Annotated in this window: 19 protein-coding genes and 2 pseudogenes; 9 read left to right on the top strand and 12 right to left on the bottom strand. The window is 58.7% G+C overall.

Annotated features, from left to right (window positions below):
- Positions 1-241 precede the first annotated feature (241 nt).
- Entirely contained in the window at positions 242-1,429 is a 1,188-nt protein-coding gene (locus IB241_RS12280) for an MFS transporter (RefSeq protein WP_192298651.1), read from the top strand.
- Positions 1,430-1,571: 142 nt separating this feature from the next.
- Positions 1,572-2,411 (top strand): hypothetical protein, encoded by an 840-nt coding sequence (locus IB241_RS12275; protein WP_192298650.1) that lies wholly within the window; start codon positions 1,572-1,574, stop codon positions 2,409-2,411.
- Positions 2,412-2,770: 359 nt separating this feature from the next.
- On the opposite strand, the gene cysC is transcribed toward IB241_RS12275, so the two are convergent.
- Positions 2,771-3,391 (bottom strand): adenylyl-sulfate kinase, encoded by a 621-nt coding sequence (cysC, locus tag IB241_RS12270; RefSeq protein WP_225595459.1) that lies wholly within the window; start codon positions 3,389-3,391, stop codon positions 2,771-2,773.
- Positions 3,392-3,586: 195 nt separating this feature from the next.
- Positions 3,587-3,772, bottom strand: a pseudogene (locus tag IB241_RS27935) (hypothetical protein); the annotation flags it as partial.
- Positions 3,773-3,875: 103 nt separating this feature from the next.
- On the opposite strand from IB241_RS27935, the gene dusA reads away from it, so the two are divergent.
- Positions 3,876-4,895: a tRNA dihydrouridine(20/20a) synthase DusA gene (gene dusA, locus IB241_RS12265; RefSeq protein WP_192298882.1), complete on the top strand. Its 1,020-nt coding sequence runs from the start codon at positions 3,876-3,878 to the stop codon at positions 4,893-4,895.
- Positions 4,896-5,070: 175 nt separating this feature from the next.
- The gene (tal, locus tag IB241_RS12260; RefSeq protein ID WP_192298648.1) at positions 5,071-5,997 is read left to right on the top strand and encodes a transaldolase; all 927 of its coding nucleotides are present in this window, start codon (positions 5,071-5,073) and stop codon (positions 5,995-5,997) included.
- Between the two features lie 133 nt (positions 5,998-6,130).
- Here tal and rssC read toward each other — a convergent pair whose 3' ends face one another.
- Complete coding sequence (gene rssC / locus IB241_RS12255) at positions 6,131-6,613, bottom strand: anti-sigma factor antagonist RssC (protein ID WP_010566476.1); 483 nt, start codon at positions 6,611-6,613, stop codon at positions 6,131-6,133.
- Positions 6,613-7,794, bottom strand: coding sequence for a two-component system response regulator RssB (gene rssB / locus IB241_RS12250; RefSeq protein WP_017737359.1), 1,182 nt, complete (start codon positions 7,792-7,794; stop codon positions 6,613-6,615). Before rssB ends, rssC begins: the two co-directional genes overlap by 1 nt.
- 276 nt (positions 7,795-8,070) lie before the next feature.
- On the opposite strand from rssB, the gene IB241_RS12245 reads away from it, so the two are divergent.
- A complete protein-coding gene (locus IB241_RS12245; protein ID WP_192298647.1) occupies positions 8,071-8,367 on the top strand; it encodes a PilZ domain-containing protein in 297 nt (98 codons plus the stop codon).
- A gap of 60 nt (positions 8,368-8,427) precedes the next feature.
- Here IB241_RS12245 and IB241_RS12240 read toward each other — a convergent pair whose 3' ends face one another.
- Positions 8,428-9,117: a VacJ family lipoprotein gene (locus tag IB241_RS12240; protein WP_192298646.1), complete on the bottom strand. Its 690-nt coding sequence runs from the start codon at positions 9,115-9,117 to the stop codon at positions 8,428-8,430.
- A gap of 196 nt (positions 9,118-9,313) precedes the next feature.
- Here IB241_RS12240 and IB241_RS12235 point away from each other — a divergent pair, with 196 nt between their 5' ends.
- Positions 9,314-9,922: an HAD family phosphatase gene (locus tag IB241_RS12235; protein WP_192298645.1), complete on the top strand. Its 609-nt coding sequence runs from the start codon at positions 9,314-9,316 to the stop codon at positions 9,920-9,922.
- A 110-nt stretch (positions 9,923-10,032) separates the two neighbouring features.
- Positions 10,033-10,299, top strand: coding sequence for a DUF4404 family protein (locus tag IB241_RS12230; RefSeq protein WP_192298644.1), 267 nt, complete (start codon positions 10,033-10,035; stop codon positions 10,297-10,299).
- Between the two features lie 554 nt (positions 10,300-10,853).
- On the opposite strand, the gene IB241_RS12225 is transcribed toward IB241_RS12230, so the two are convergent.
- The 4 genes and pseudogenes from IB241_RS12225 to IB241_RS12210 all read right to left on the bottom strand — a co-directional run bounded on the left by IB241_RS12225 (position 10,854) and on the right by IB241_RS12210 (position 14,694).
- The gene (locus IB241_RS12225) at positions 10,854-11,474 is read right to left on the bottom strand and encodes a hypothetical protein (protein WP_192298643.1); all 621 of its coding nucleotides are present in this window, start codon (positions 11,472-11,474) and stop codon (positions 10,854-10,856) included.
- Between the two features lie 551 nt (positions 11,475-12,025).
- Positions 12,026-12,729, bottom strand: a pseudogene (locus tag IB241_RS12220) (NADPH-dependent 7-cyano-7-deazaguanine reductase QueF).
- A gap of 557 nt (positions 12,730-13,286) precedes the next feature.
- On the bottom strand, positions 13,287-14,117 hold the full coding sequence (queF, locus tag IB241_RS12215) for an NADPH-dependent 7-cyano-7-deazaguanine reductase QueF (RefSeq protein WP_192298642.1): 831 nt from the start codon (positions 14,115-14,117) through the stop codon (positions 13,287-13,289).
- A gap of 61 nt (positions 14,118-14,178) precedes the next feature.
- Entirely contained in the window at positions 14,179-14,694 is a 516-nt protein-coding gene (locus IB241_RS12210; protein ID WP_192298641.1) for a plastocyanin/azurin family copper-binding protein, read from the bottom strand.
- 156 nt (positions 14,695-14,850) lie between these two features.
- Between IB241_RS12210 and IB241_RS12205 the strand changes: the two genes are divergently transcribed.
- Together IB241_RS12205 and IB241_RS12200 are read left to right on the top strand one after the other, a co-directional pair.
- Positions 14,851-15,531, top strand: coding sequence for a heavy metal response regulator transcription factor (locus IB241_RS12205; RefSeq protein ID WP_192298640.1), 681 nt, complete (start codon positions 14,851-14,853; stop codon positions 15,529-15,531).
- The gene (locus IB241_RS12200; protein WP_192298639.1) at positions 15,528-16,874 is read left to right on the top strand and encodes a heavy metal sensor histidine kinase; all 1,347 of its coding nucleotides are present in this window, start codon (positions 15,528-15,530) and stop codon (positions 16,872-16,874) included. Before IB241_RS12205 ends, IB241_RS12200 begins: the two co-directional genes overlap by 4 nt.
- 105 nt (positions 16,875-16,979) lie before the next feature.
- Here IB241_RS12200 and IB241_RS12195 read toward each other — a convergent pair whose 3' ends face one another.
- Genes IB241_RS12195 through IB241_RS12185 form a run of 3 tightly spaced genes read right to left on the bottom strand, consistent with a single transcriptional unit; the run spans position 16,980 to position 20,224 of the window.
- The gene (locus tag IB241_RS12195) at positions 16,980-18,224 is read right to left on the bottom strand and encodes a lipoprotein-releasing ABC transporter permease subunit (RefSeq protein ID WP_192298638.1); all 1,245 of its coding nucleotides are present in this window, start codon (positions 18,222-18,224) and stop codon (positions 16,980-16,982) included.
- Between the two features lie 58 nt (positions 18,225-18,282).
- Positions 18,283-18,966 (bottom strand): lipoprotein-releasing ABC transporter ATP-binding protein LolD, encoded by a 684-nt coding sequence (lolD, locus tag IB241_RS12190; RefSeq protein WP_003218941.1) that lies wholly within the window; start codon positions 18,964-18,966, stop codon positions 18,283-18,285.
- 7 nt (positions 18,967-18,973) lie between these two features.
- A complete protein-coding gene (locus tag IB241_RS12185) occupies positions 18,974-20,224 on the bottom strand; it encodes a lipoprotein-releasing ABC transporter permease subunit (protein ID WP_192298637.1) in 1,251 nt (416 codons plus the stop codon).
- Positions 20,225-20,295 lie beyond the last annotated feature (71 nt).

Genomic DNA, 20,295 nt, shown 5'->3' with positions numbered 1-20,295 from the left:
CAGCGCATTCGCAGCGGTTTTTATTAAACACTCATCGAGGATTCGAGCGATCGTATGAAATCCCTGCGCCACCACTCACTAACGACTCTTCTACCCTGCGCATTCTATGGACCAAACCACACCTGAACGCCAAGCGCCTGAAAGCCCTGAACTCTGGTGTGAAAAGCCTTTCCTAGACGCCTCCCTTGACGTTCTTTAGCATCACCGGCTTACCTTGCGCCCCTTGAGAACAGAGCATTCCATGTCCACCCAACAAACACCTGGGCACGTACTGCCCGCGCGCAGCGCCGCCAAAATGGAAGCGGCGATGGCCGTCGGCAGCTTCGCGATTGGTACCGGCGAATTTGCGATCATGGGCTTGATGCCCGACATCGCCAGCAACCTGCACCTGAGCGAACCCCAGGTGGGCCATGCGATCAGCGCGTATGCCCTGGGCGTAATGGTCGGCGCCCCGCTGCTGGCAATCCTTGGCGCCAGGCTATTGCGCAAACATATGCTGCTATTGCTGATGGGTCTTTATGCCTTGGGCAACCTGGCGACCGCCTTCACCCCGACGTTCAGCTCCCTGGTGGCGTTCCGCTTTGTCAGCGGCCTGCCCCACGGTGCTTACTTTGGGATTGCCGCCGTAGTAGCGTCCAGCATGGTGCCCTCGGACAAGCGCGCCGGTGCCGTCGCGCGCGTAATGATGGGCTTGACTCTGGCCATGCTACTGGGCAATCCAATCGCGACTTTCCTGGGGCAGCATCTGGGATGGCGTTCGGCGTTTGCGCTGGTGAGCCTGATCGCCCTCTGCACCATCGCCCTGGTCTGGCGCTTCGTCCCCGAGCGTCATGACGAACCGCGCAGCGACCCACGCAAGGAACTGCGCGCTTTCACCAAACCCCAGGTGTGGATGGCCCTGTCGATTGGCGCCATCGGTTTTGCCGGCATGTTCTGCGTCTTCAGCTATCTGGCCCCGACCATGCTCGAAGTGACCAAGGTCGCGCCTCAGTGGATCCCCTTCGGCCTGGCCGCATTTGGCGTTGGCGGCATCATCGGCAATATTGCCGGTGGAAAGCTGTTCGATCGCATGCAGTTCCGCGCCGTGGGGTTGATATTGGTCTGGTCGATGGCCGTGCTGGTGTTCTTCCCTTTCGCTGCCGGATCGCTTTGGGGTGTGTTGCTGGGCATCGGCCTGGTCGGCACCATGGTGTCACTGGCAGCACCGCTGCAGATCCGCCTGATGGACATTGCCCACGAAGCACCAAGCCTGGCGGCGGCGTCCAACCACGCGGCATTCAACTTGGCCAATGCGTTGGGACCATGGTTTGGCGGGATCGCGATCACTGCAGGCCTGGGGTGGACCAGCACCGGCTACATTGGCGCAGCGACGGCCTTGATTGGGCTGGGGCTTTACCTGGTAGCCCGTCGGATGCGCGGAGGCGATTAAACGATCGAGACGCACCTGTCAATGCAACAAAGCCCAACTGCGGACAGTTATTTATTTATCAGACAGGTTAGGTTCAGGTTGGATCCAATAGCACCTCACGTGTAACATTCCCGTCATATTTCCTCCATGACAAGGACGTGTTTTGATTTTCCCCGACCCAGGTGTGCTTCGGAGCTTTCCAGCAACACTCGACCACCGCAACGCCAGGATTTTTCTGACACAAGAAACAGATAGCAGTGTCGAGTTGGCGATCCAGAGCCTTATCGACAGCCGACACCAGCTACCGCACCGCATCAGCGCCCCGCTTCAAGGCATGGAAAGCGACCTTTTTGCCAAGTTTCAACCCCTCGACAGCCTCAAGCCAAAATTGAGAGTGACCCTCGGACGTGCCAAGCGCGACGGCGCGTTCGATTGGCCGGTCGAAGAAGTCATCAACACCTACGGCGCACAGAAACGCGGGGCCCCCGTCGCCAACTTGCTGGGCTTTGGCTACAGGAAATCGGCGATTGGCTTGATCCAGGAGTTTTTTATCTTCACCGAAATGCTCGATGACCATCTCAATGGTCTCGAGTGGCTAAACCAGAGCCGCGACATCCGCAGCCTGATCACGCGGTCATTCGACCTGCTTCGCGCCCTGCACGAAAAAGGCATCGTGCACATGGACTTCTGGGCAAACAACGTGATGATCAATTTTGACGACGCACGCCCCGCGAAGGCAATTGATCTGGAAAACTGCTTCCTCACTCCGACGGACTACTTGGCCGAAGTATTAGCGTTTCAATTCGGGTTCTATTATCGCCGGGAAGTCTTCCGCTTTGTGATCGAACAGGAATACGACCAACTCGTCATGGACGAGTTGAGCAAATATGGCGATATCGATCGTCGTCGATTCGACAGCATCTATGCAGCAAGCAAGTATGAAAATATAAGCCGCCGAGCCAGACGGGAGATTTTTCATAAGGGCACGGTGACTACAGGGTGAGCACAAACCCTGAATGCCGTCCGGCAGCAGGGTGCGGATTCAGTGAAGGCAGCGCCGCAAGCATGGGGTTTGCAGCGGCCTTATAGGGCATGTTGCCCCCAGGACTTTTTATCAAAATCCCGGCCAAGCGATAGTCTCAGACCTGAATATCAACTCATAAAATCACTCAGCATGTACCAAGTCCAATCGTTTAATCCCAAAAAAACGGGTCGAGACTTTATAGTCGGCGATATCCACGGACACTTCAGGGTTTTAGGCATCGTTTAAAAACATCGGGTTCAATACACGTCGGCTGTTCTTCTGATGACGGGGCAGTAACACTCATTGAACTCAGTTTGTCCTGTGCGTGAAGCGGCTGATTACTTGTCAGTTCCAGGCAGGATATGTTCGTCCACATATTCAATCAGTCGACCCAAGCTGTGCTCAAACGTCTGGCCAGCGGTGTCGATGATCAGATCAGGGGCCAGCGGCGGCTCGTAAGGCGCGTCTATACCGGTAAAATCGCGAAGCTCTTTGGCCCTGGCCTTGCGGTATAGACCCTTGGGGTCACGCATCTCACAGGTTGCCAAGTCTGCCGCTATGTAGATCTCATGAAACGAAGTGTTGCAGGCGACGGCACGCGCACGCGCCCTCCCCTCACGATAGGGTGAAATAAACGCCGTGATGCAAATCATGCCCGCATCAGCGAACAGGGCCGCCACTTCACTTACCCGGCGAATATTTTCTGTTCTATCGTCTTCTGAAAAGCCCAAATTGGCGTTAAGCCCCTTGCGGACATTATCCCCGTCAAGGGTGTAGCACGCGTAACCCGATCTCAACAGGTGAGCCTCCAACGCCATCGCCAGACTCGACTTGCCAGAGGCGGAGAGCCCAGTGAACCAAAGCACAGTGCCGCGATGCCCCATGTAATGGGCGCGCTCAGCCTGGCTCACATGGTGGCTGACAGAAGTCAAATTCTGGTTATTGACCGGCGAATTCATAAAATAGTCTAGCGCCTCACAACACATTGATTATGTCCGCCCGAGCATTCCACTGGGCAACGTTTTATTGTAGCCGGCAAACCTCGACGTCACTGCACCAGGCGGTCAGCCAAAACTTCTTCCAAATACCCAGATAGATATTCGGCTGAAAAGGCGTGGGCTGCGCGTACTCCACCAACTCTGGCTGTTCGGCGCTGCATGGCCCAACTCATCTGGCTGAGCCAGCTCGGTCTCCCGTCGCTTGGCCCAGGCCTGGGCGACCTGCTTACAGTCGAAGGTTCGGCTTTCCTGATAAACTGTCTTGCCATCCCGATTGATCCGTATCTGCGCCGCGTAGGCTGTCGAGTTGTCCTTGCGCTTACGTGCTGTGATCGTGCCCATTTCCAGTTGCTACATTGCCGAATGTCGATTGCTACTACGTAGCTACCGACTTCAGAAAACAAGGGAAAACGGGAAAAAACCGCCGTATAAAAGATCAGTATTAATGAACTCCGAAAAAGCCGAATCCCCAGCAAACGCTAACCTTTCCCGCTCCGAGCCCTCTCGCCGCTTCAGCGTGGCGCCGATGATGGATTGGACTGATCGCCACTGCCGTTTTTTCCTGCGCCTGTTGTCAAAAAACGCACTGCTCTACACCGAGATGGTGACCACTGGCGCGATCCTGCATGGCGACCACGAGCGTTTCCTGCGCCACAACGACGCCGAGCACCCGTTGGCACTGCAACTGGGTGGCAGCGTTCCGGCGGACTTGGCGGCCTGTGCCCGGATGGCCGAGGCCGCCGGGTATGACGAGGTGAACCTGAACGTTGGATGCCCCAGTGATCGCGTGCAGAACAATATGATCGGCGCGTGCCTCATGGGCCATCCGGCGCTGGTGGCAGATTGTGTGAAGGCAATGCGCGACGCGGTGTCGATTCCGGTAACGGTGAAGCACCGCATCGGGATCAATGGCCGGGAGAGCTACGCCGAGCTGTGTGATTTTGTCGGGCAGGTGAAGGACGCAGGCTGCACCAGTTTTACCGTGCATGCGCGCATTGCGATTCTGGAGGGTTTGTCGCCCAAGGAGAATCGGGATATTCCGCCCTTGCGTTATGACGTGGCGGCGCAGCTGAAGCGGGATTTTGCCGAGCTGGAGATCATCCTGAACGGTGGAATCAAGACGCTGGAGCAGTGCCAGGAGCACTTGCAGACCTTTGACGGGGTGATGCTGGGGCGCGAGGCGTATCACAACCCCTATATGCTGGCGCAGGTCGATCAGCAGCTATTTGGCAGCACGCAGCCGGTGATCACGCGGGCGCAGGCGCTGGCGCAACTTCGGCCGTATATCGCGGCGCATTTGGCGACAGGCGGTTCGATGCACCACATCACCCGGCATGTGCTGGGGCTGGGCACCGGCTTTCCTGGAGCGCGCAAGTTCCGGCAGTTGTTGTCGGTGGATATTCACAAGGCTGCCGACCCACTGGCACTGCTCGATCAGGCAGCCGCTCTGCTGGATGGGCGATGACCGTTAGCGGAGTTGAACCTGCCAGCCTTTTCGCCCTCCTATTAAACCGTCAGGCCCGCCATTCAGATGACCGTTCCCAGATTGTTGCCACGGCGGGCCGATGAACGCATTTGCGCCCTTGAGCGGCTGTCAGCGCTCGGGTAATGTCATCAGACCCACAGGACAGAGCACGCCCATGACTTCCAAGCTGGAACAACTCAAGCAAATCACCACTGTCGTAGCCGATACCGGCGATTTCGAAGCTATCGCTCGGGTCAAACCGCAGGATGCCACCACCAACCCGTCCCTGCTGCTCAAGGCGGCGTCGATTCCGGCCTATGCCAAGCTGCTGGATGAGTGCGTGAAAAACTGCAACGGCGACGTTGGCCTGGCCAGTGACCGCTTTGCGGTGGCCGTGGGCCAGGAGATCCTGAAAGTAGTCCCGGGGCGCATCTCCACTGAAGTGGATGCACGCTTGTCGTTCGACACTGACGCCGTACTCAAGCGTGCGCACCGTCTGATCGATCTGTACGAAAAAGCCGGCGTTGGCCGTGACCGTGTGCTGATCAAGATCGCCTCCACCTGGGAAGGTATCCGCGCCGCAGAGAAGCTGGAAAAAGAAGGCATCCAGACCAACCTGACCCTGCTGTTCTCCTTCGCCCAAGCGGTGGCTTGCGCGGAAGCGGGCGTGTTCCTGATTTCGCCGTTCGTGGGTCGCATCTACGACTGGTACAAGAAGGCCAACGGCACCGACTACACCGGCTCGGAAGATCCAGGCGTACAGTCGGTGACGCGCATCTACAACTACTACAAGGCCAATGGCTACAAGACCGTGGTGATGGGTGCGAGCTTCCGCAACCTGAGCCAGATCGAAGAGCTGGCCGGTTGTGATCGCCTGACCATCAGCCCGGACCTGCTGGAAAAACTCGCTGCCGATACCGGCAAGCTGGAGCGCAAGCTGTCGCCCGGCCATGCCGGTGAGCCACGCGTGCATTTGACTGAAGCGCAGTTCCGCTGGGAATCCAACGAGGATGCGATGGCAACCGAGAAGCTGGCCGAAGGCATTCGCCAGTTTGCGCGTGACCAGGAGAAGCTGGAGGCGCTGTTGACTGCCAAGCTGTAAGGCAGCAGCAACAAAAAGGGCGGCACCTGTGAAGGTGCCGCCCTTTTTTGTCTGTTTGGAAGTGCGCTGATCGATCTGGCGCTATCGGGGGCAAGCCCCCTTCCATATTTGGGATGTATTCCTACACAGGAGATCAGTGGCGCTCGAGGGCATTGACGAGGTCGTGAAACGCCTCGCGGTTGGACTCGTTCAAGCCCATCAGGATCTTGTGCGCTTCCAGCACCTTGATGCGTACCACCTCCTCGGACTGGTCCTGGGACGGCAAGTCAGTCAGGCATTCCGGGCACGGAATCGGGCGATCAACGATGTTGAACACCTGATCGAAGCCCATGGACTGCAACAGCCGGGTGATGTCTTCGTGGGTGGTGACCACCGTCGGCAACAGGCCGACCTTCTGCCGCGACAGAATGGACAACTTGGCCAACAACCCAAGGGTCGTGCTATCGATGCTGCGGGTTTCGGTCAGATCGATCACGATCGCCGAAAAATTCAGCGCGGTGAAGATCCGCTCGATCGTCGCATCCAGCGCCGAACACAAGGTCAGGCGCACTTCACCGACAAACTTCAGGACAAAGGTCCCGTCTTGCTCGGCGAATTGGATTCTTCCGGTACTCATCAAAGATTCCTGCTCAACACCAATAGGGCGATATCATCCGGCATCTCCCCTAGCGTGGCCAATCCAAAAACCTGCCGCAGGCCATCCAGGCTGCCGCCCGCCGACTTGACCTTTTGGGGCAAGGCAGCTTCTTTCTCCTTGAGTGTAGGCTCTGGAAGAAGGTCGAGGATGCCATCGGACATCAGCGTCAAGCTGAACGTCGGTGGCAGTTCCAGGATGTGGTCTTCGTAGGTGGCTTCGTTAAACAAGCCTACGGGCAGACCCCGTCCTTCCAGGTAACGCACACTGTCAGGCGTGTACAACACAGGCATCGGCAGGTGACCGCCAATGCTGTAGGTCAAAAGACCGGTTTCTTCATCAATCACGCCGCCCACCATCGTTACGTGCTTGCCCAGCTTGCAGCTGATCAGGCCTCGGTTGATGTGGCCCAGCACCTCGGACGGGGTGAACTCCGGCAAGGTGCCATTGCGCTTGGATTCGAACAGCAGCCGCGTGGTCATGAACTTCAACAACACGGTGACAAAAGCAGAGGAAGCACCATGGCCGGAGACATCGGCCAGGTAGAACGCGACACGCCGCTCATCAACGCGGAAGTAGTCGACAAAATCACCCGACAGGTACAAGGACGGAATGATCTGGTGGGCAAACTGAAACTCGTCGATGGTCCAAGGGCTCACCGGCAGCATGTTCATCTGCACCTGGCGACCGGCGTTCTGGTCTTCCTGGAGCAGGTTCAGGCTGGCTTCGAGTTCGCGGTTGGCGGTTTCGAGCTTTTCGCGGTAGCGCTGGTTTTCCAGCAGCAGGCGTGCACGATCCAGGGCACGACGCACCGAGTGCTCCAGCACCGCGAGGTCTTCAAGGGGCTTGATCAGGTAGTCGGCAGCGCCCAGGCGCAGAGCCTCGACCGCATCGTTCATCACCCCCGCACCGGACACGACAATCACCGGCGTCTGCGGCGCGAGCTCGGTCACCTGGCGAATCAGCTCCAGGCCGCCCATCTGGGGCATGCGCAGGTCGCAGATCACAAGGTCGGGCTTGTCGCGCTCGAATACCTGGAGACCCTGTTGGCCATTGCTGGCCTGCAGGACGCTGAAGCCACTGTCTTCCAAATAGGCCGCGAGACTCGCGCGCACTACTTCGTCGTCATCGATTATCAGCAGCGTGGCACTGGTTTTTTGCATGTGGGCAAACGGCGCCAGAATTAGGTTGGCGTAGGTGGCGCGACAATGGCCGGGCGCACTTACTGGATTCGCTTTCTAGCCTCTCTGTCCTACAAAGCATGGGCATTTGGCCCACGCACAACGGTAAAGCAGAGGTGCCCTTCTAAGGCGCAGACGGTACTCCCATCCGTCAGGGGTTTCAAGCTCATGCCGATGGTCGCCAAGCGTCTTTACATCGCAAATCACCGAGAGTTATAAGAACAGCCACGACCACAACACAAAGTAAGGATGGAACCCGTGAGCCAACACGAGCGCGACTACGCCGAAAAACGCGATTTCATCCGCATGCGAGTGGATGCCGATGTGTCGCTGATCCACGCCGGGCAGGAGATTGCCGGGGTTTGCGTGGACCTTTCCAGTTCCGGCATGCAGGTGCAGGCACCTCGCCAATTCCAGGTAGGCGACAAACTGACTGTACGCATCGATTCCGAGCACAGCGCCCTCACGGGACTGGAAGCGGACACCGAAGTGGTCTGGACCAAGACAAACGTCCCAGACCAGCACCTGGGGCTCAAGATCCTGAAAATGTACTGAAACCTGCCCACAAAAAAGGCGACCATCGAGGTCGCCTTTTTCGTTTCAAAACATCACGGCTTAAAAGTCGTCGACGACCTTGCCGTCCTTGACCTTGAACTCGCGGTTCTGCAGGTAAGCATTGCGGATGAACGTGTACTTGTCGCCGGTGATCAGCTTCTCGCTGTCCAGCAGGCTGGCACGGGTATCGACAACGTTCAGACCGAAGGTGCTGTTGCGCCAGCCGATGTCGTTCATATAGCGGTACGGCTGGGTGTAGCTGTCTACGTATTTGGACGGCGCATCACGCAGGGTGCTTGGGCCCAGCAGTGGCAGCATCACATAAGGACCACTGCCGACGCCCCAGTAGCCGAGGGTCTGACCGAAGTCTTCGTCACTGCGTTGCAGCCCCATTTTGGTGCCGACGTCGATAAAGCCGAGCACACCAAACGTGGTGTTCATCAGCAAGCGCGCCGTGTCCACACCCGCCGCATGCGGCTTGAGCTGCAGCACGTTGTTGGCCAGGTTGCCGACATCGCCGATGTTACGGAAGAAGTTATGAACGCCGTCCTGCATGAATTGCGGCGTCACGAACTGATAACCCTGGGCCAATGGCTTGAGCGCATAGGTATCAACGGTGTCGTTGAAGGTGAAGATCGGGCGGTTGACGCTTTCCCACGGATCATCTTCCGAGGCGGCCTGTACAGCGAACGGGGCCAGCAGGACAGTGGCACACACCGACAGCTGAGCGAAATAGTGGCTCCAGCGCATAGCTTTTGCTCCTTAAGGGTCTGTCATGGGCGCTATGCCCTGAATAAGTCAGTGAGTATATGACGGAAGTGTCCATTTACGCAGCAGTCGGGGAAACGTCCTGTCTAAAATGCACAAAATTCCTACAATTGAAGCCCTGTGTCATCCACTTGTCATCCTATGCCGATAGCGTCAGAGCTATTTCAGGGATGTCGACATGCCTCACGCCGAGATTGCCATCGCCAGCGCGCCTGCCTTGACCGCTGTATTGTTCGGCCTGAGTGGCTGCCTGGTGGACTTCGGTTCCCAGGCACGTACCGATTCGCCCTCGCCGGGCTCCCACGCCACGCCGGGCGCCCTGAGCATACTGCGCAGCCTGCATGAACAAGGCGTGCCCTGCGCTTGGCTGGATGAACTGCCCGCTTCCGTCACCACGCCACTGGCCGCCGTATTGCCGGGCTGGCTGAAAGCCGCATCGCCCTCTGCCATCCGTTGGCCTGCGCCTCACGCCTGCTGGCAAGCCTTGATGGAACTGAACATCGAACGCCTGGAAGGCTGTGTGCTGATCAGCGGCGAACCGCGCTTGCTGCAATCGGGGCTCAACGCCGGCCTGTGGACGATTGGCCTGGCATCCTGCGGCTCGCTGTGCGGCATGGCCCCGACACAATGGCAGGCATTGAGCGAGCAAGAGCGCGAGCACAAGCGCGGCAAGGCCACCGTGGCCCTGTACGGGCTGGGCGTGCACTCGGTGATCGACCACCTGGGCGAACTCGGCACCTGCCTGGCCGACATCAGCCTGCGCCAACTAAAAGGCGAGAAGCCCTGACACGGATCATGCACGGTTGGCGCCAGTGGATTAATCTACAGGTCAGCCCGTAGACCTTTCTCGGCGTGCCGTGGTCTATGTCAGTGCCTATCGATAAAAGGAAACACGTCATGCCTGATCGCAAAAAACTGGAAGAACAGGTCGAAATCCTGCGCGGGCAGTTGGAACAGGAACCGCCGCTGTCGGAAGAAAAACGTACAGCATTGCAAGCCTTGATTGCCAAGTTCGAATTACAACTTGAACTTGAGCCGGCCACCCAGACACCGAGTATTTCCGATGATGTGAATCAAGCGGCCATTGAGTTCGACGCTGAGCACCCGGTGATTTCCGGGACCTTGCGCAATATCATGGTCACCTTGGGCAATATCGGGATCTGACGGCACAGCACCTGAAAATCAACATCTATCAGAGCTGCATTTGCGCGGATCCCTCTCGGCAAACAATTGAAAACCGATGCCTAAGCGGGCGTCGGCTTTTTTTTGCTCAGAAATACGCCTTCCCTTTTGTAGAATCATAGCGTCGCTTTTGCGGGAAATTTCATCATCGACGGGAACCCAAACCGCGGAGCTTTCCACTCAGGTTGTGAGAGGAATGGTCCTTTCAATTAACTTTGGAAGTTTTACCTATAATGAATGCCGTATCGAGCACATCGCCAGTTTTTCAACCAAGCCAACAGTATTATCAGCAGAACGAGATAGATACAGGGCCGCAAGAGGCTAAAGGACCTGGGCCTTCATACTCAATTTCGCGCAGCGCTGGTGAGGCTTCAGACGAGAATGGTCGACGTTTCACAGTTGGCGACGACATGGAGAAAATGCAAATCACATACTGATACCCACGAAACGCCGTCTATCCACGCACATTAGGCGTGGATAAGAAAGTGGCGGGAGGAACCACTCCCGCCACTCCTGAAGAGTGACGTTTTCCGGTTTTACTGACGCGCCAGGCGCACGTTCTGGAACGCCACATCCTCAGTACTGCGATACGGGTTGATATCCAACCCGCCCCTGCGAACATACCGCGCATACACGGTCAGTTTTTCCGGCTTCAGCAAGCTCGCGTGATCCAACGCGCGCCCCCGGTATTCGACCACCACACTGCCCCAATCGGGCTGGCTGGTCACCGGGCAGTTGGATTTGAGCAGGTGGCTGTGCACGCCCTCCTCGACAATCCGCGATTGATCGCAACGCAGCAGCTCCGGGCGTGGGTGTTCGTAGTTGCTGACGCTGATGTCCAACTCTTCAATGCACAGACCGGGCAACGCCATCACGCCTTCGGCCTCGATCTCGGCCAGGCTGCGGATGCGCACGCTCACCGGCTTGCCCGACGGCAGCAGCCAGGACAGTTCGAAGCAGTTCCAGAAATCCACGCCTTTGTATGGCAGGGTCTCGGCACTCAGGCCCAGCTCGGCCCATTTGGCGGCGCGAGGGATCGGGAACAACAACGACGGGGTGTAGGTGGAGATGTATTCACTGGACTTGCCCAGCGGCGAATTTCCGGGACCTTGCGCAATATCATGGTCACCTTGGGCAATATCGGGATCTGACGGCATAGCACCTGAAAATCAACATCTATCAGAGCTGCATTTGCGCGGGTCCCTCTCGGCAAACAATTGAAAACCGATGCCTAAGCGGGCGTCGGCTTTTTTTTGCTCAGAAATACGCCTTCCCTTTTGTAGAATCATAGCGTCGCTTTTGCGGGAAATTTCATCATCGACGGGAACCCAAACCGCGGAGCTTTCCACTCAGGTTGTGAGAGGAATGGTCCTTTCAATTAACTTTGGAGTTTTTACCAATAATGAATGCCGTATCGAGCACATCGCCAGCTTTTCGACCAAGCCAACAGGATTATCAGCAGAACGAGATAGATGCAGGGCCGCAAGAGCGTGTGAAAGATAAAGAACATAAGCCTTCACAGGCAATTACGCGCAGCGCCTCTGGGGCTACAGACGAGAATGGTATATATTTCTCAGAAGCTGGCCCTGAACAGAAAATCACATACTGATACCCACGAAACGCCGTCTATCCACGCACATTAGGCGTGGATAAGAAAGTGGCGGGAGGAACCACTCCCGCCACTCCTGAAGAGTGACGTTTTCCGGTTTTACTGACGCGCCAGGCGCACGTTCTGGAACGCCACATCCTCAGTACTGCGATACGGGTTGATATCCAACCCGCCCCTGCGAACATACCGCGCATACACGGTCAGTTTTTCCGGCTTCAGCAAGCGCTGCAAATCCAGGAAGATGCGCTCCACGCACTGCTCATGGAAGTCAGAGTGCTGGCGAAAGCTCACGATATATTCCAGCAAGCTCGCGTGGTCCAACGCGCGCCCCGGGTATTCGACCACCACACTGCCCCAATCGGGCTGGCTGGTCACCGGGCTGTTGGATTTGAGCAGGTGGCTGTGCACGCTCTCCTCGACAATCCGCGATTGATCGCAACGCAGCAGCTCCGGGCGTGGGGGTTCGTAGTTGCTGACGCTGATGTCCAACTCATCAATGCACACACCGGGCAACGCCATCACGCCTTCGCCTCGATCTCGGCCAGGCTGCGGATGCGCACGCTCACCGGCTTGCCCGACGGCAGCAGCCAGGACAGTTCGAAGCAGTTCCAGAAATCCACGCCTTTGTATGGCAGGGTCTCGGCACTCAGCCCCAGCTCGGCCCATTTGGCGGCGCGAGGGATCGGGAACAGCAACGACGGGGTGTAGGTGGAGATGTATTCACTGGACTTGCCCAGCGGCGAATTTCCGGGACCTTGCGCAATATCATGGTCACCTTGGACAATATCGGGATCTGACGGCATAGCACCTGAAAATCAACATCTATCAGAGCTGCATTTGCGCGGGTCCCTCTCGGCAAACAATTGAAAACCGATGCCTAAGCGGGCGTCGGCTTTTTTTTGCTCAGAAATACGCCTTCCCTTTTGTAGAATCATAGCGTCGCTTTTGCGGGAAATTTCATCATCGACGGGAACCCAAACCGCGGAGCTTTCCACTCAGGTTGTGAGAGGAATGGTCCTTTCAATTAACTTTGGAGTTTTTACCAATAATGAATGCCGTATCGAGCACATCGCCAGCTTTTCGACCAAGCCAACAGGATTATCAGCAGAACGAGATAGATGCAAGGCAGCAAGAGGCTGTGAAAGAGAAAGAACATAAGCCTTCATGGTCAATTTCGCGCAGCGCCAGTGGGTCTACAGACGAGCAAAAAGGATATTCCTCAATTGTCGACAAAATACCGACAGTGGAAATCACATACTGATACCCACGAAACGCCGTCTATCCACGCACATTAGGCGTGGATAAGAAAGTGGCGGGAGGAACCACTCCCGCCACTCCTGAAGAGTGACGTTTTCCGGTTTTACTGACGCGCCAGGCGCACGTTCTGGAACGCCACATCCTCAGTACTGCGATACGGGTTGATATCCAACCCGCCCCTGCGAACATACCGCGCATACACGGTCAGTTTTTCCGGCTTCAGCAAGCGCTGCAAATCCAGGAAGATGCGCTCCACGCACTGCTCATGGAAGTCAGAGTGCTGGCGAAAGCTCACGATATATTCCAGCAAGCTCGCGTGGTCCAACGCGCGACCACGGTATTCGACCACCACACTGCCCCAATCGGGCTGGCTGGTCACCGGGCAGTTGGATTTGAGCAGGTGGCTGTGCACGCTCTCCTCGACAATCCGCGATTGATCGCAACGCAGCAGCTCCGGGCGTGGGTGTTCGTAGTTGCTGACGCTGATGTCCAACTCATCAATGCACACACCGGGCAACGCCATCACGCCTTCGGCCTCGATCTCGGCCAGGCTGCGGATGCGCACGCTCACCGGCTTGCCGGCGGCGGCGCCGAGGTCGGTACGCAAGGTCGCTTCCAGGCTTGCCGTATCGGCAAACGCGGTCTGGTTCAACGAGTTGAGGTACAGCTTGAAGGACTTGGACTCAATGATATTCGGCGAGTCAGCCGGGATGCTGAACTCACCGATGGCCACCACCGGCTTGCCCGACGGCAGCAGCCAGGACAGTTCGAAGCAGTTCCAGAAATCCACGCCTTTGTATGGCAGGGTCTCGGCACTCAGGCCCAGCTCGGCCCATTTGGCGGCGCGAGGGATCGGGAACAACAACGACGGGGTGTAGGTGGAAATGTATTCACTGGACTTGCCCAGCGGCGAATGTTCGGCTGCGGGATGCATGGCGGAAACCTGGCTAAATAAACGCCGCCAGTCTACCAGCCTTTGCCCCCGCCTTTGCGGCCTACTCGACGTTCAGCTTGCCAACCATGCCCGCCTGATAATGCCCTGGCAGGTTGCAAGCAAACTCCAGGCCCGTGGACTGGGTGAACGTCCACGTCAACTCGGCGGTTTTGCCGGGCTCGACCAACACGCTGTTGGGATCATCATGCTTCATCATTGCGCCATGGCCCATGGCGCTGTGATCCATCTTGCCCATGCCAGTGGCGGTGAGCATGCCGCTGGCCTGCATCTGCAACATTTCCTTCTGATGCTGGGCATGCATCGCCGCATCGCCCAGGTTGAATTCGTGCAGCAACTGGCCTTTATTCACCAGGACAAAGCGCACGGTCTCACCGGCCTTCACGTCCAGTGACTTGGGCGAAAAAGCAATGTCCTGCAGGGTCACTTCCACGGTACGCGTGGCCTGCTCGGCCGGGGCCGCGTGGCCGAAGGCAAAGGTATGTGCCGCATCCGCCATCGCACCAAAACTCGCCACCAACAGGCAACCTGCCAACAACAGGGGTGTACGCAATGCCATCTCAACTCTCCAAAAATGTGTAACCCGCTTGGACAGCACTCTAAGATGAGGCCGCTGCCAGCCAGCTGACTGCTAGATTACAACTTTGTCAGGTTGCGCCCTGATCCCGTAACCCACGGTATAAAGCGCCTCGTGCACCGCAACCAAGAGCCGCCCATGAAATTGCTGATTATCGAAGACCAACCGAAAACCGGCCATTACCTGCGCCAGGGCCTGGCCGAGGCCGGCTTCACCACCGAACTGGTGGCCGACGGCACCAGCGGCCAGCACCTGGCACTGACCGGCGACTATGATCTGCTAATCCTCGACGTGATGCTGCCGGGGCGCGACGGCTGGCAAATCCTGCAAGCGGTACGCAGCGCCGGCCTGGACATTCCGGTGCTGTTTCTCACCGCTCGCGACGCCGTGGAAGACCGCGTGCATGGCCTGGAGCTCGGTGCCGACGATTATCTGGTCAAACCCTTCGCCTTTTCCGAACTGCTGGCCCGGGTACGCAGCCTGCTGCGCCGCGGTAGCAGTTCGCCGCAGGAAACCGCCCTGCAACTGGCCGACTTGCGCCTGGACCTGATCCGCCGCCGCGTCGAGCGGGATGGCCAGCGCATCGACCTCACCGCCAAGGAGTTCTCCCTGCTGGAACTGCTGCTGCGCCGCCAGGGCGAAGTATTGCCAAAATCCCTGATTGCCTCACAAGTGTGGGACATGAACTTCGACAGCGACACCAACATCATCGAAGTGGCGATCCGCCGCCTGCGCCTGAAAGTCGACGACAACTTCCCCAACAAACTGATCCACACAGTACGCGGCATGGGTTATGTGCTGGAGGAGCGTGTCAATTGATCAAGCGCCTGTCCCTGGCCAGCCGCCTGGCGCTGCTGTTTGCCGCGTGCACGGCGGTGGTCTCGTTGCTCGCCGGCGTGTTGTTCAACCGCGCCAGCGAGGCGCACTTCATCGAACTGGACCAGCAACTGCTCGAAACCAGGCTGGGAGCCCTGCGCAGTACCTTGCAAGGGGTCGACACGCCGCAGCTATTCAGCCAGCGCGAAGCGCAATTGCGCACTGAACTCGATCACCAACCCGACCTGACCCTGCGCATCAGCGCTGCCGGCCAACGCTGGTTTGATGGTGCGCCGGGGGTCACGCTACCCGAATCCCCGGGCCTGCATCGCCTGCAACACGCCGGCACCGATTACCGTGTCTACAACGCGCCGCTGAGCGCCGGTCAACCGGGCTCGGCGCAACTGAGCCTGATGCTCGACATCACCCACCACCAGCACTTCCTGCAACGCATGCAGCATTTGATCTGGCTCACCGTCGGCCTTTCGGCACTCGCCACCGCACTGCTCGGCGCATGGGCGGCACGCAGTGGCTTGCGGCCACTGCGGCGCATGGGGGAAGTGGCGGCGGGCGTTTCCGCCCACTCCCTGACCCAGCGCCTGCCCCAGGAACAAATGCCGGCGGAACTGGCCGAGTTGGCCCAAGCCTTCAATGCCATGCTCGGCCGCCTGGACGACGCGTTCCAGCGCCTCTCGGCGTTCTCCGCCGACATCGCCCATGAACTGCGCACGCCGCTGTCAAACCTGCTGACCCAGACCCAGGTCATCCTCACCCAACCACGCCCGCTAGAGGATTATCGCGAGGCCCTGCACAGCAACCTGGAAGAGCTGCAATGGATGGCGCAGCTCGTGAACGACATGTTGTATTTGGCCAAGGCGGACCACGGCTTGCTGATGCCCAGGCGCGAACCGCTGGCACTGGCGGAAGAAGTGGATGCCCTGCTGGAGTTTTTTGCGTTGCTGGCGGAAGACGCGCAGATCAGCCTGATGCGCGAAGGCACGGCCCACATCACCGGGGATCGCGGGATGCTGCGTCGGGCGCTGTCGAACCTGCTGGATAACGCGCTGCGGTTTACCCCGACAGGCGGAGAAGTGCGGGTACGGATCGAGGACGGGGTGCGGCTGACTGTCGAGAACACCGGGGAAGGCATTGCACCGCAGTTGCTACCAAAGCTGTTTGACCGCTTCTACCGGGCTGACCCGGCGCGGCGCGAGGGCAGCAGCGAGCATGCGGGGCTGGGGCTGGCGATTACCCAGTCGATTGTGCGGGCGCATGGGGGGCGGATTTTCTGTGAGTCCGGGCCGGGGTGGACCAGGTTTGTGGTTGAGCTGCCACAGCCGGATTGATGCAGGCGGTGCCGGCCGCTTCGCGAGCAAGCCCGCTCCCACATTTGAATGTATTCACAACTCAAAATGTGGGAGCGGGCTTGCTCGCGAAGACGGTCTTAAAAACTACGAGTATCTCAGGGCATGCGCCGGCTCAATCTTCGCCGCCCGATACGCCGGGTACAGCGTCGCCAAAAAGCTCAACACAAACCCTGCCGTACAAATCAGCAGCACATCGCCGCCTTGCAGCTCCGAGGGCAGGTTACTGACGAAGTACACGTCTGAGCTGAAGATATGCTGCCCCGTCACCCGCTCGACCCAGCCCACCAGCTCACTCACGTTCAGGGCCGCAATCACCCCCAGCACACCGCCAATCAACGTGCCGACGATGCCGATCACCGTGCCCTGCACCATGAAGATCGCCATGATCTGGCGTGGCGTGGCACCGATGGTGCGCAGAATCGCGATGTCGGCGCCCTTGTCGTTCACCACCATGATCAAGGTCGCGATGATGTTGAACGCCGCCACCGCGACGATCATCAGCAGCAACAAGCCGATCATGGTCTTTTCCATCTTCATCGCGCTGAACAGGCTGCCCTGGGTGTGGGTCCAGTCATCCGCCTTGTAGGCCGCGCCCAGGCTAGCGGCAATATCGGCCGAGACTTTGGGGGCGGCGTACAGGTCCTTCACCGCCAGGCGCACGCTCTGCACCTGGTTCGGCTGCCAATGCTGGATTTCTGCCGCGTCAGCCATGTGGATCAACGCCATGGAGCCATCCAGCTCGGCGCCGACCTTGAAGATGCCGACCACATTCAAGCGCTGCATGCGCGGGGTGATGCCGCCGGGCGCGCTGCTGATTTCCGGCACGATCAGGGTCAGCTTGTCACCCACGTTCAGGCGAAAGCGCCGTGCGGTGATTTCGCCGACCACCACTCCGAACTCGCCGGGTTTCAGGTCATCCAGTTTGCCCTGCACGATGTGCTGGGCCACGATAGACACCTTGCCTTCCTGGGCCGGGTCGACGCCGCTGATTTCAATCGGCTGCATGGCGCCCTTGTAGGAGAACATGCCGTCCATTTGCGTGAACGGTACTGCGGCAGTCACCTCGGGATTCTTCATCGCAGCGGCAGCCAGCGGCTGCCAGTCGTCAATCGGGTTCACGCCGACGATGGTGGCGTGGGGCACCATGCCGAGGATGCGCGAGCTCATTTCACGCTGAAAGCCGTTCATTACCGACAACACCACGATCATCGCCAGCACGCCCAGGGCGAGGCCGATCATCGAGGTCATCGAGATAAACGAAACAAAACGGTTGCGGCGCTTGGCGCGGGTATAGCGCGTGCCGATGAAAATCGATAACGGTCTGAACATTCGCGGGCACCGTTGGAAAAATAGAAAACCCGATGTAGGACACCGGGCTTGAAACAGGTCAGATGGCGACCAGATGACCTTCCTGCAGGTGCAGCACACGGTCCATCTGGCGGGCCATGCTCATGTCATGGGTCACCACCAGGAACGCGGTGCGCATCTGGGTGCTCAGTTCCAGCATCAAGTCCTTGATGCCCTGGGCGGTGTGGGAGTCGAGGTTGCCGGTCGGCTCGTCGAGCATCACCAGGCCTGGGTTGTTCACCAGGGCGCGGGCGATGGCCACGCGCTGGCGCTCACCACCGGACAGCTCGGCCGGCTTGTGCTCCAGGCGATGGCCGAGGCCGACGCGCTCCAACAAGGCTTGGGCGCGCTGGCGGGCTTCCGGGATCGCGGTCTTGCCAATCAGCAGCGGCATGCACACGTTTTCCAGGGCGGTAAACTCCGGCAGCAGGTGGTGGAACTGGTACACAAAACCGAGGGAACGGTTGCGCAGTTGGCCACGAGCCTTTTCACCGAGGGCCGAGAGTTCTTCGCCGGCCAGCCAGACACTGCCCTGGGACGGCGTATCGAGGCCGCCCAACAGGTTCAGCAGGGTGCTTTTGCCGGAGCCGGAACTGCCGACAATCGCCACGCGCTCGCCAGGATGCAGTTCCAACTGCAGGTTCGACAGCACCACCACCGACTCCGGGCCTTCCTCGTAGGACTTGCCCAGGTTGCGGCAGCTCAAGATTGCTTTTTCACTCATGCCCGATTCACTCATAACGTAAGGCCTGTGCTGGCTGGGTACGTGCCGCGCGCCAGGCTGGATACAGGGTGGCAAGGAAGCTCAATACCAACGCGGCGCCGCCCACCATCAACACGTCCTGGGCCTGCACCTGGGACGGCAAGTAATCGATGAAATAGACGTCGGCGTTGAGGAATTTGTGGCCGATCAAGGTTTCAAGGCCGGCGATGGCGGCGCTGACGTTGAGCGCGGCCAAAATGCCGACGGCGGTACCGATCAAGGTGCCGACCACGCCGATCACCGTGCCCTGCACCATGAAGATCGCCATGATCTGCCCGGGCGTGGCGCCCAGGGTGCGCAGGATGGCGATGTCGCCCTTCTTGTCGTTCACCACCATCACCAGCGTGGAGATGATGTTGAACGCGGCCACGGCGACGATCAGCAGCAACAGCAGGCCGATCATGGCTTTTTCCATGCGGATGGCCTGGTACAGGTTGCCGTGGGTACGCGTCCAGTCGCGGGCGTAGTACTGGCTTTCACCCAGGTGCTGGGCGATTTCCCACGAGGTACGCGGAGCGTCGAACAGGTCGTTGAACTTGAGACGCAGGCCCTGCACCTGATCCGGCTTCCAGCGATGCAGGCGCGCCAGATCGGTGAGGTTGGTCAAGCCAAGGTAGCCGTCGATCTCGCCGGCGCCGACGTGGAAGGTGCCGACCACGGTAAAGCGCTTCATGCGCGGGAACATGCCTGCCGGGGTCACGGTGACTTCCGGGGCGACGAAGGTCAGCTTGTCACCCAGGTTAACGCCGAGCTTGGCCGCTGCCTTGTCGCCGATCACGATGCCGAATTCACCCGGCGCCAGGTCATCGAGTTTGCCCGACAACATGAACTTGTCGATGATCGAGACGTTGCGCTCCTGGGCCGGATCGATGGCATTGAGCAGGATCTTCTGCACCTTGCCGTCATTGGTCAGCAACCCCTGCATCTGGGTAAACGGCGCGACGGCCACTACCTTGGGGTTCTGCTTGACCTTGTCGGCCAGGCTTTGCCAGTCACTGATGGGCGCGTCGCCCTCGATGGTCGCGTGGGGCACCATGCCCAGCACGCGGGTACGCATTTCATGATCGAAGCCGTTCATCACCGACAGCACCACGATCATCACGACCACGCCCAAGGCGAGCCCGATCATCGAGGTCAAGGAAATGAACGACACAAAATGATTGCGACGCTTTGCACGGGTATAACGCGTGCCGATAAATACGAAGAGAGGTCTGAACATGTCGGGGCTTGTTCGGAGGAAAAGAAGACGTCCCGGTGGCGGGGTCTGGTAAGCAGCTTTACACTCAGACC

Origin of the sequence: Pseudomonas sp. PDM05 (assembly GCF_014851685.1) — a bacterium.
Classification (GTDB): domain Bacteria; phylum Pseudomonadota; class Gammaproteobacteria; order Pseudomonadales; family Pseudomonadaceae; genus Aquipseudomonas.
This window is presented reverse-complemented; position numbering and strand designations above follow the sequence as displayed.

Bases quoted from the DNA above. Each gene is read 5' to 3' on its own strand.
- IB241_RS12280 (WP_192298651.1), top strand. From the start codon at position 242: ATGTCCACCCAACAAACACCTGGGCACGTACTGCCCGCGCGCAGCGCC.
- cysC (WP_225595459.1), bottom strand. From the start codon at position 3,391: ATGAATTCGCCGGTCAATAACCAGAATTTGACTTCTGTCAGCCACCAT.
- dusA (WP_192298882.1), top strand. From the start codon at position 3,876: ATGAACTCCGAAAAAGCCGAATCCCCAGCAAACGCTAACCTTTCCCGC.
- tal (WP_192298648.1), top strand. From the start codon at position 5,071: ATGACTTCCAAGCTGGAACAACTCAAGCAAATCACCACTGTCGTAGCC.
- rssC (WP_010566476.1), bottom strand. From the start codon at position 6,613: ATGAGTACCGGAAGAATCCAATTCGCCGAGCAAGACGGGACCTTTGTC.
- rssB (WP_017737359.1), bottom strand. From the start codon at position 7,794: ATGCAAAAAACCAGTGCCACGCTGCTGATAATCGATGACGACGAAGTA.
- IB241_RS12240 (WP_192298646.1), bottom strand. From the start codon at position 9,117: ATGCGCTGGAGCCACTATTTCGCTCAGCTGTCGGTGTGTGCCACTGTC.
- IB241_RS12235 (WP_192298645.1), top strand. From the start codon at position 9,314: ATGCCTCACGCCGAGATTGCCATCGCCAGCGCGCCTGCCTTGACCGCT.
- IB241_RS12230 (WP_192298644.1), top strand. From the start codon at position 10,033: ATGCCTGATCGCAAAAAACTGGAAGAACAGGTCGAAATCCTGCGCGGG.
- IB241_RS12225 (WP_192298643.1), bottom strand. From the start codon at position 11,474: ATGCCGTCAGATCCCGATATTGCCCAAGGTGACCATGATATTGCGCAA.
- queF (WP_192298642.1), bottom strand. From the start codon at position 14,117: ATGCATCCCGCAGCCGAACATTCGCCGCTGGGCAAGTCCAGTGAATAC.
- IB241_RS12210 (WP_192298641.1), bottom strand. From the start codon at position 14,694: ATGGCATTGCGTACACCCCTGTTGTTGGCAGGTTGCCTGTTGGTGGCG.
- IB241_RS12205 (WP_192298640.1), top strand. From the start codon at position 14,851: ATGAAATTGCTGATTATCGAAGACCAACCGAAAACCGGCCATTACCTG.
- IB241_RS12195 (WP_192298638.1), bottom strand. From the start codon at position 18,224: ATGTTCAGACCGTTATCGATTTTCATCGGCACGCGCTATACCCGCGCC.
- lolD (WP_003218941.1), bottom strand. From the start codon at position 18,966: ATGAGTGAAAAAGCAATCTTGAGCTGCCGCAACCTGGGCAAGTCCTAC.
- IB241_RS12185 (WP_192298637.1), bottom strand. From the start codon at position 20,224: ATGTTCAGACCTCTCTTCGTATTTATCGGCACGCGTTATACCCGTGCA.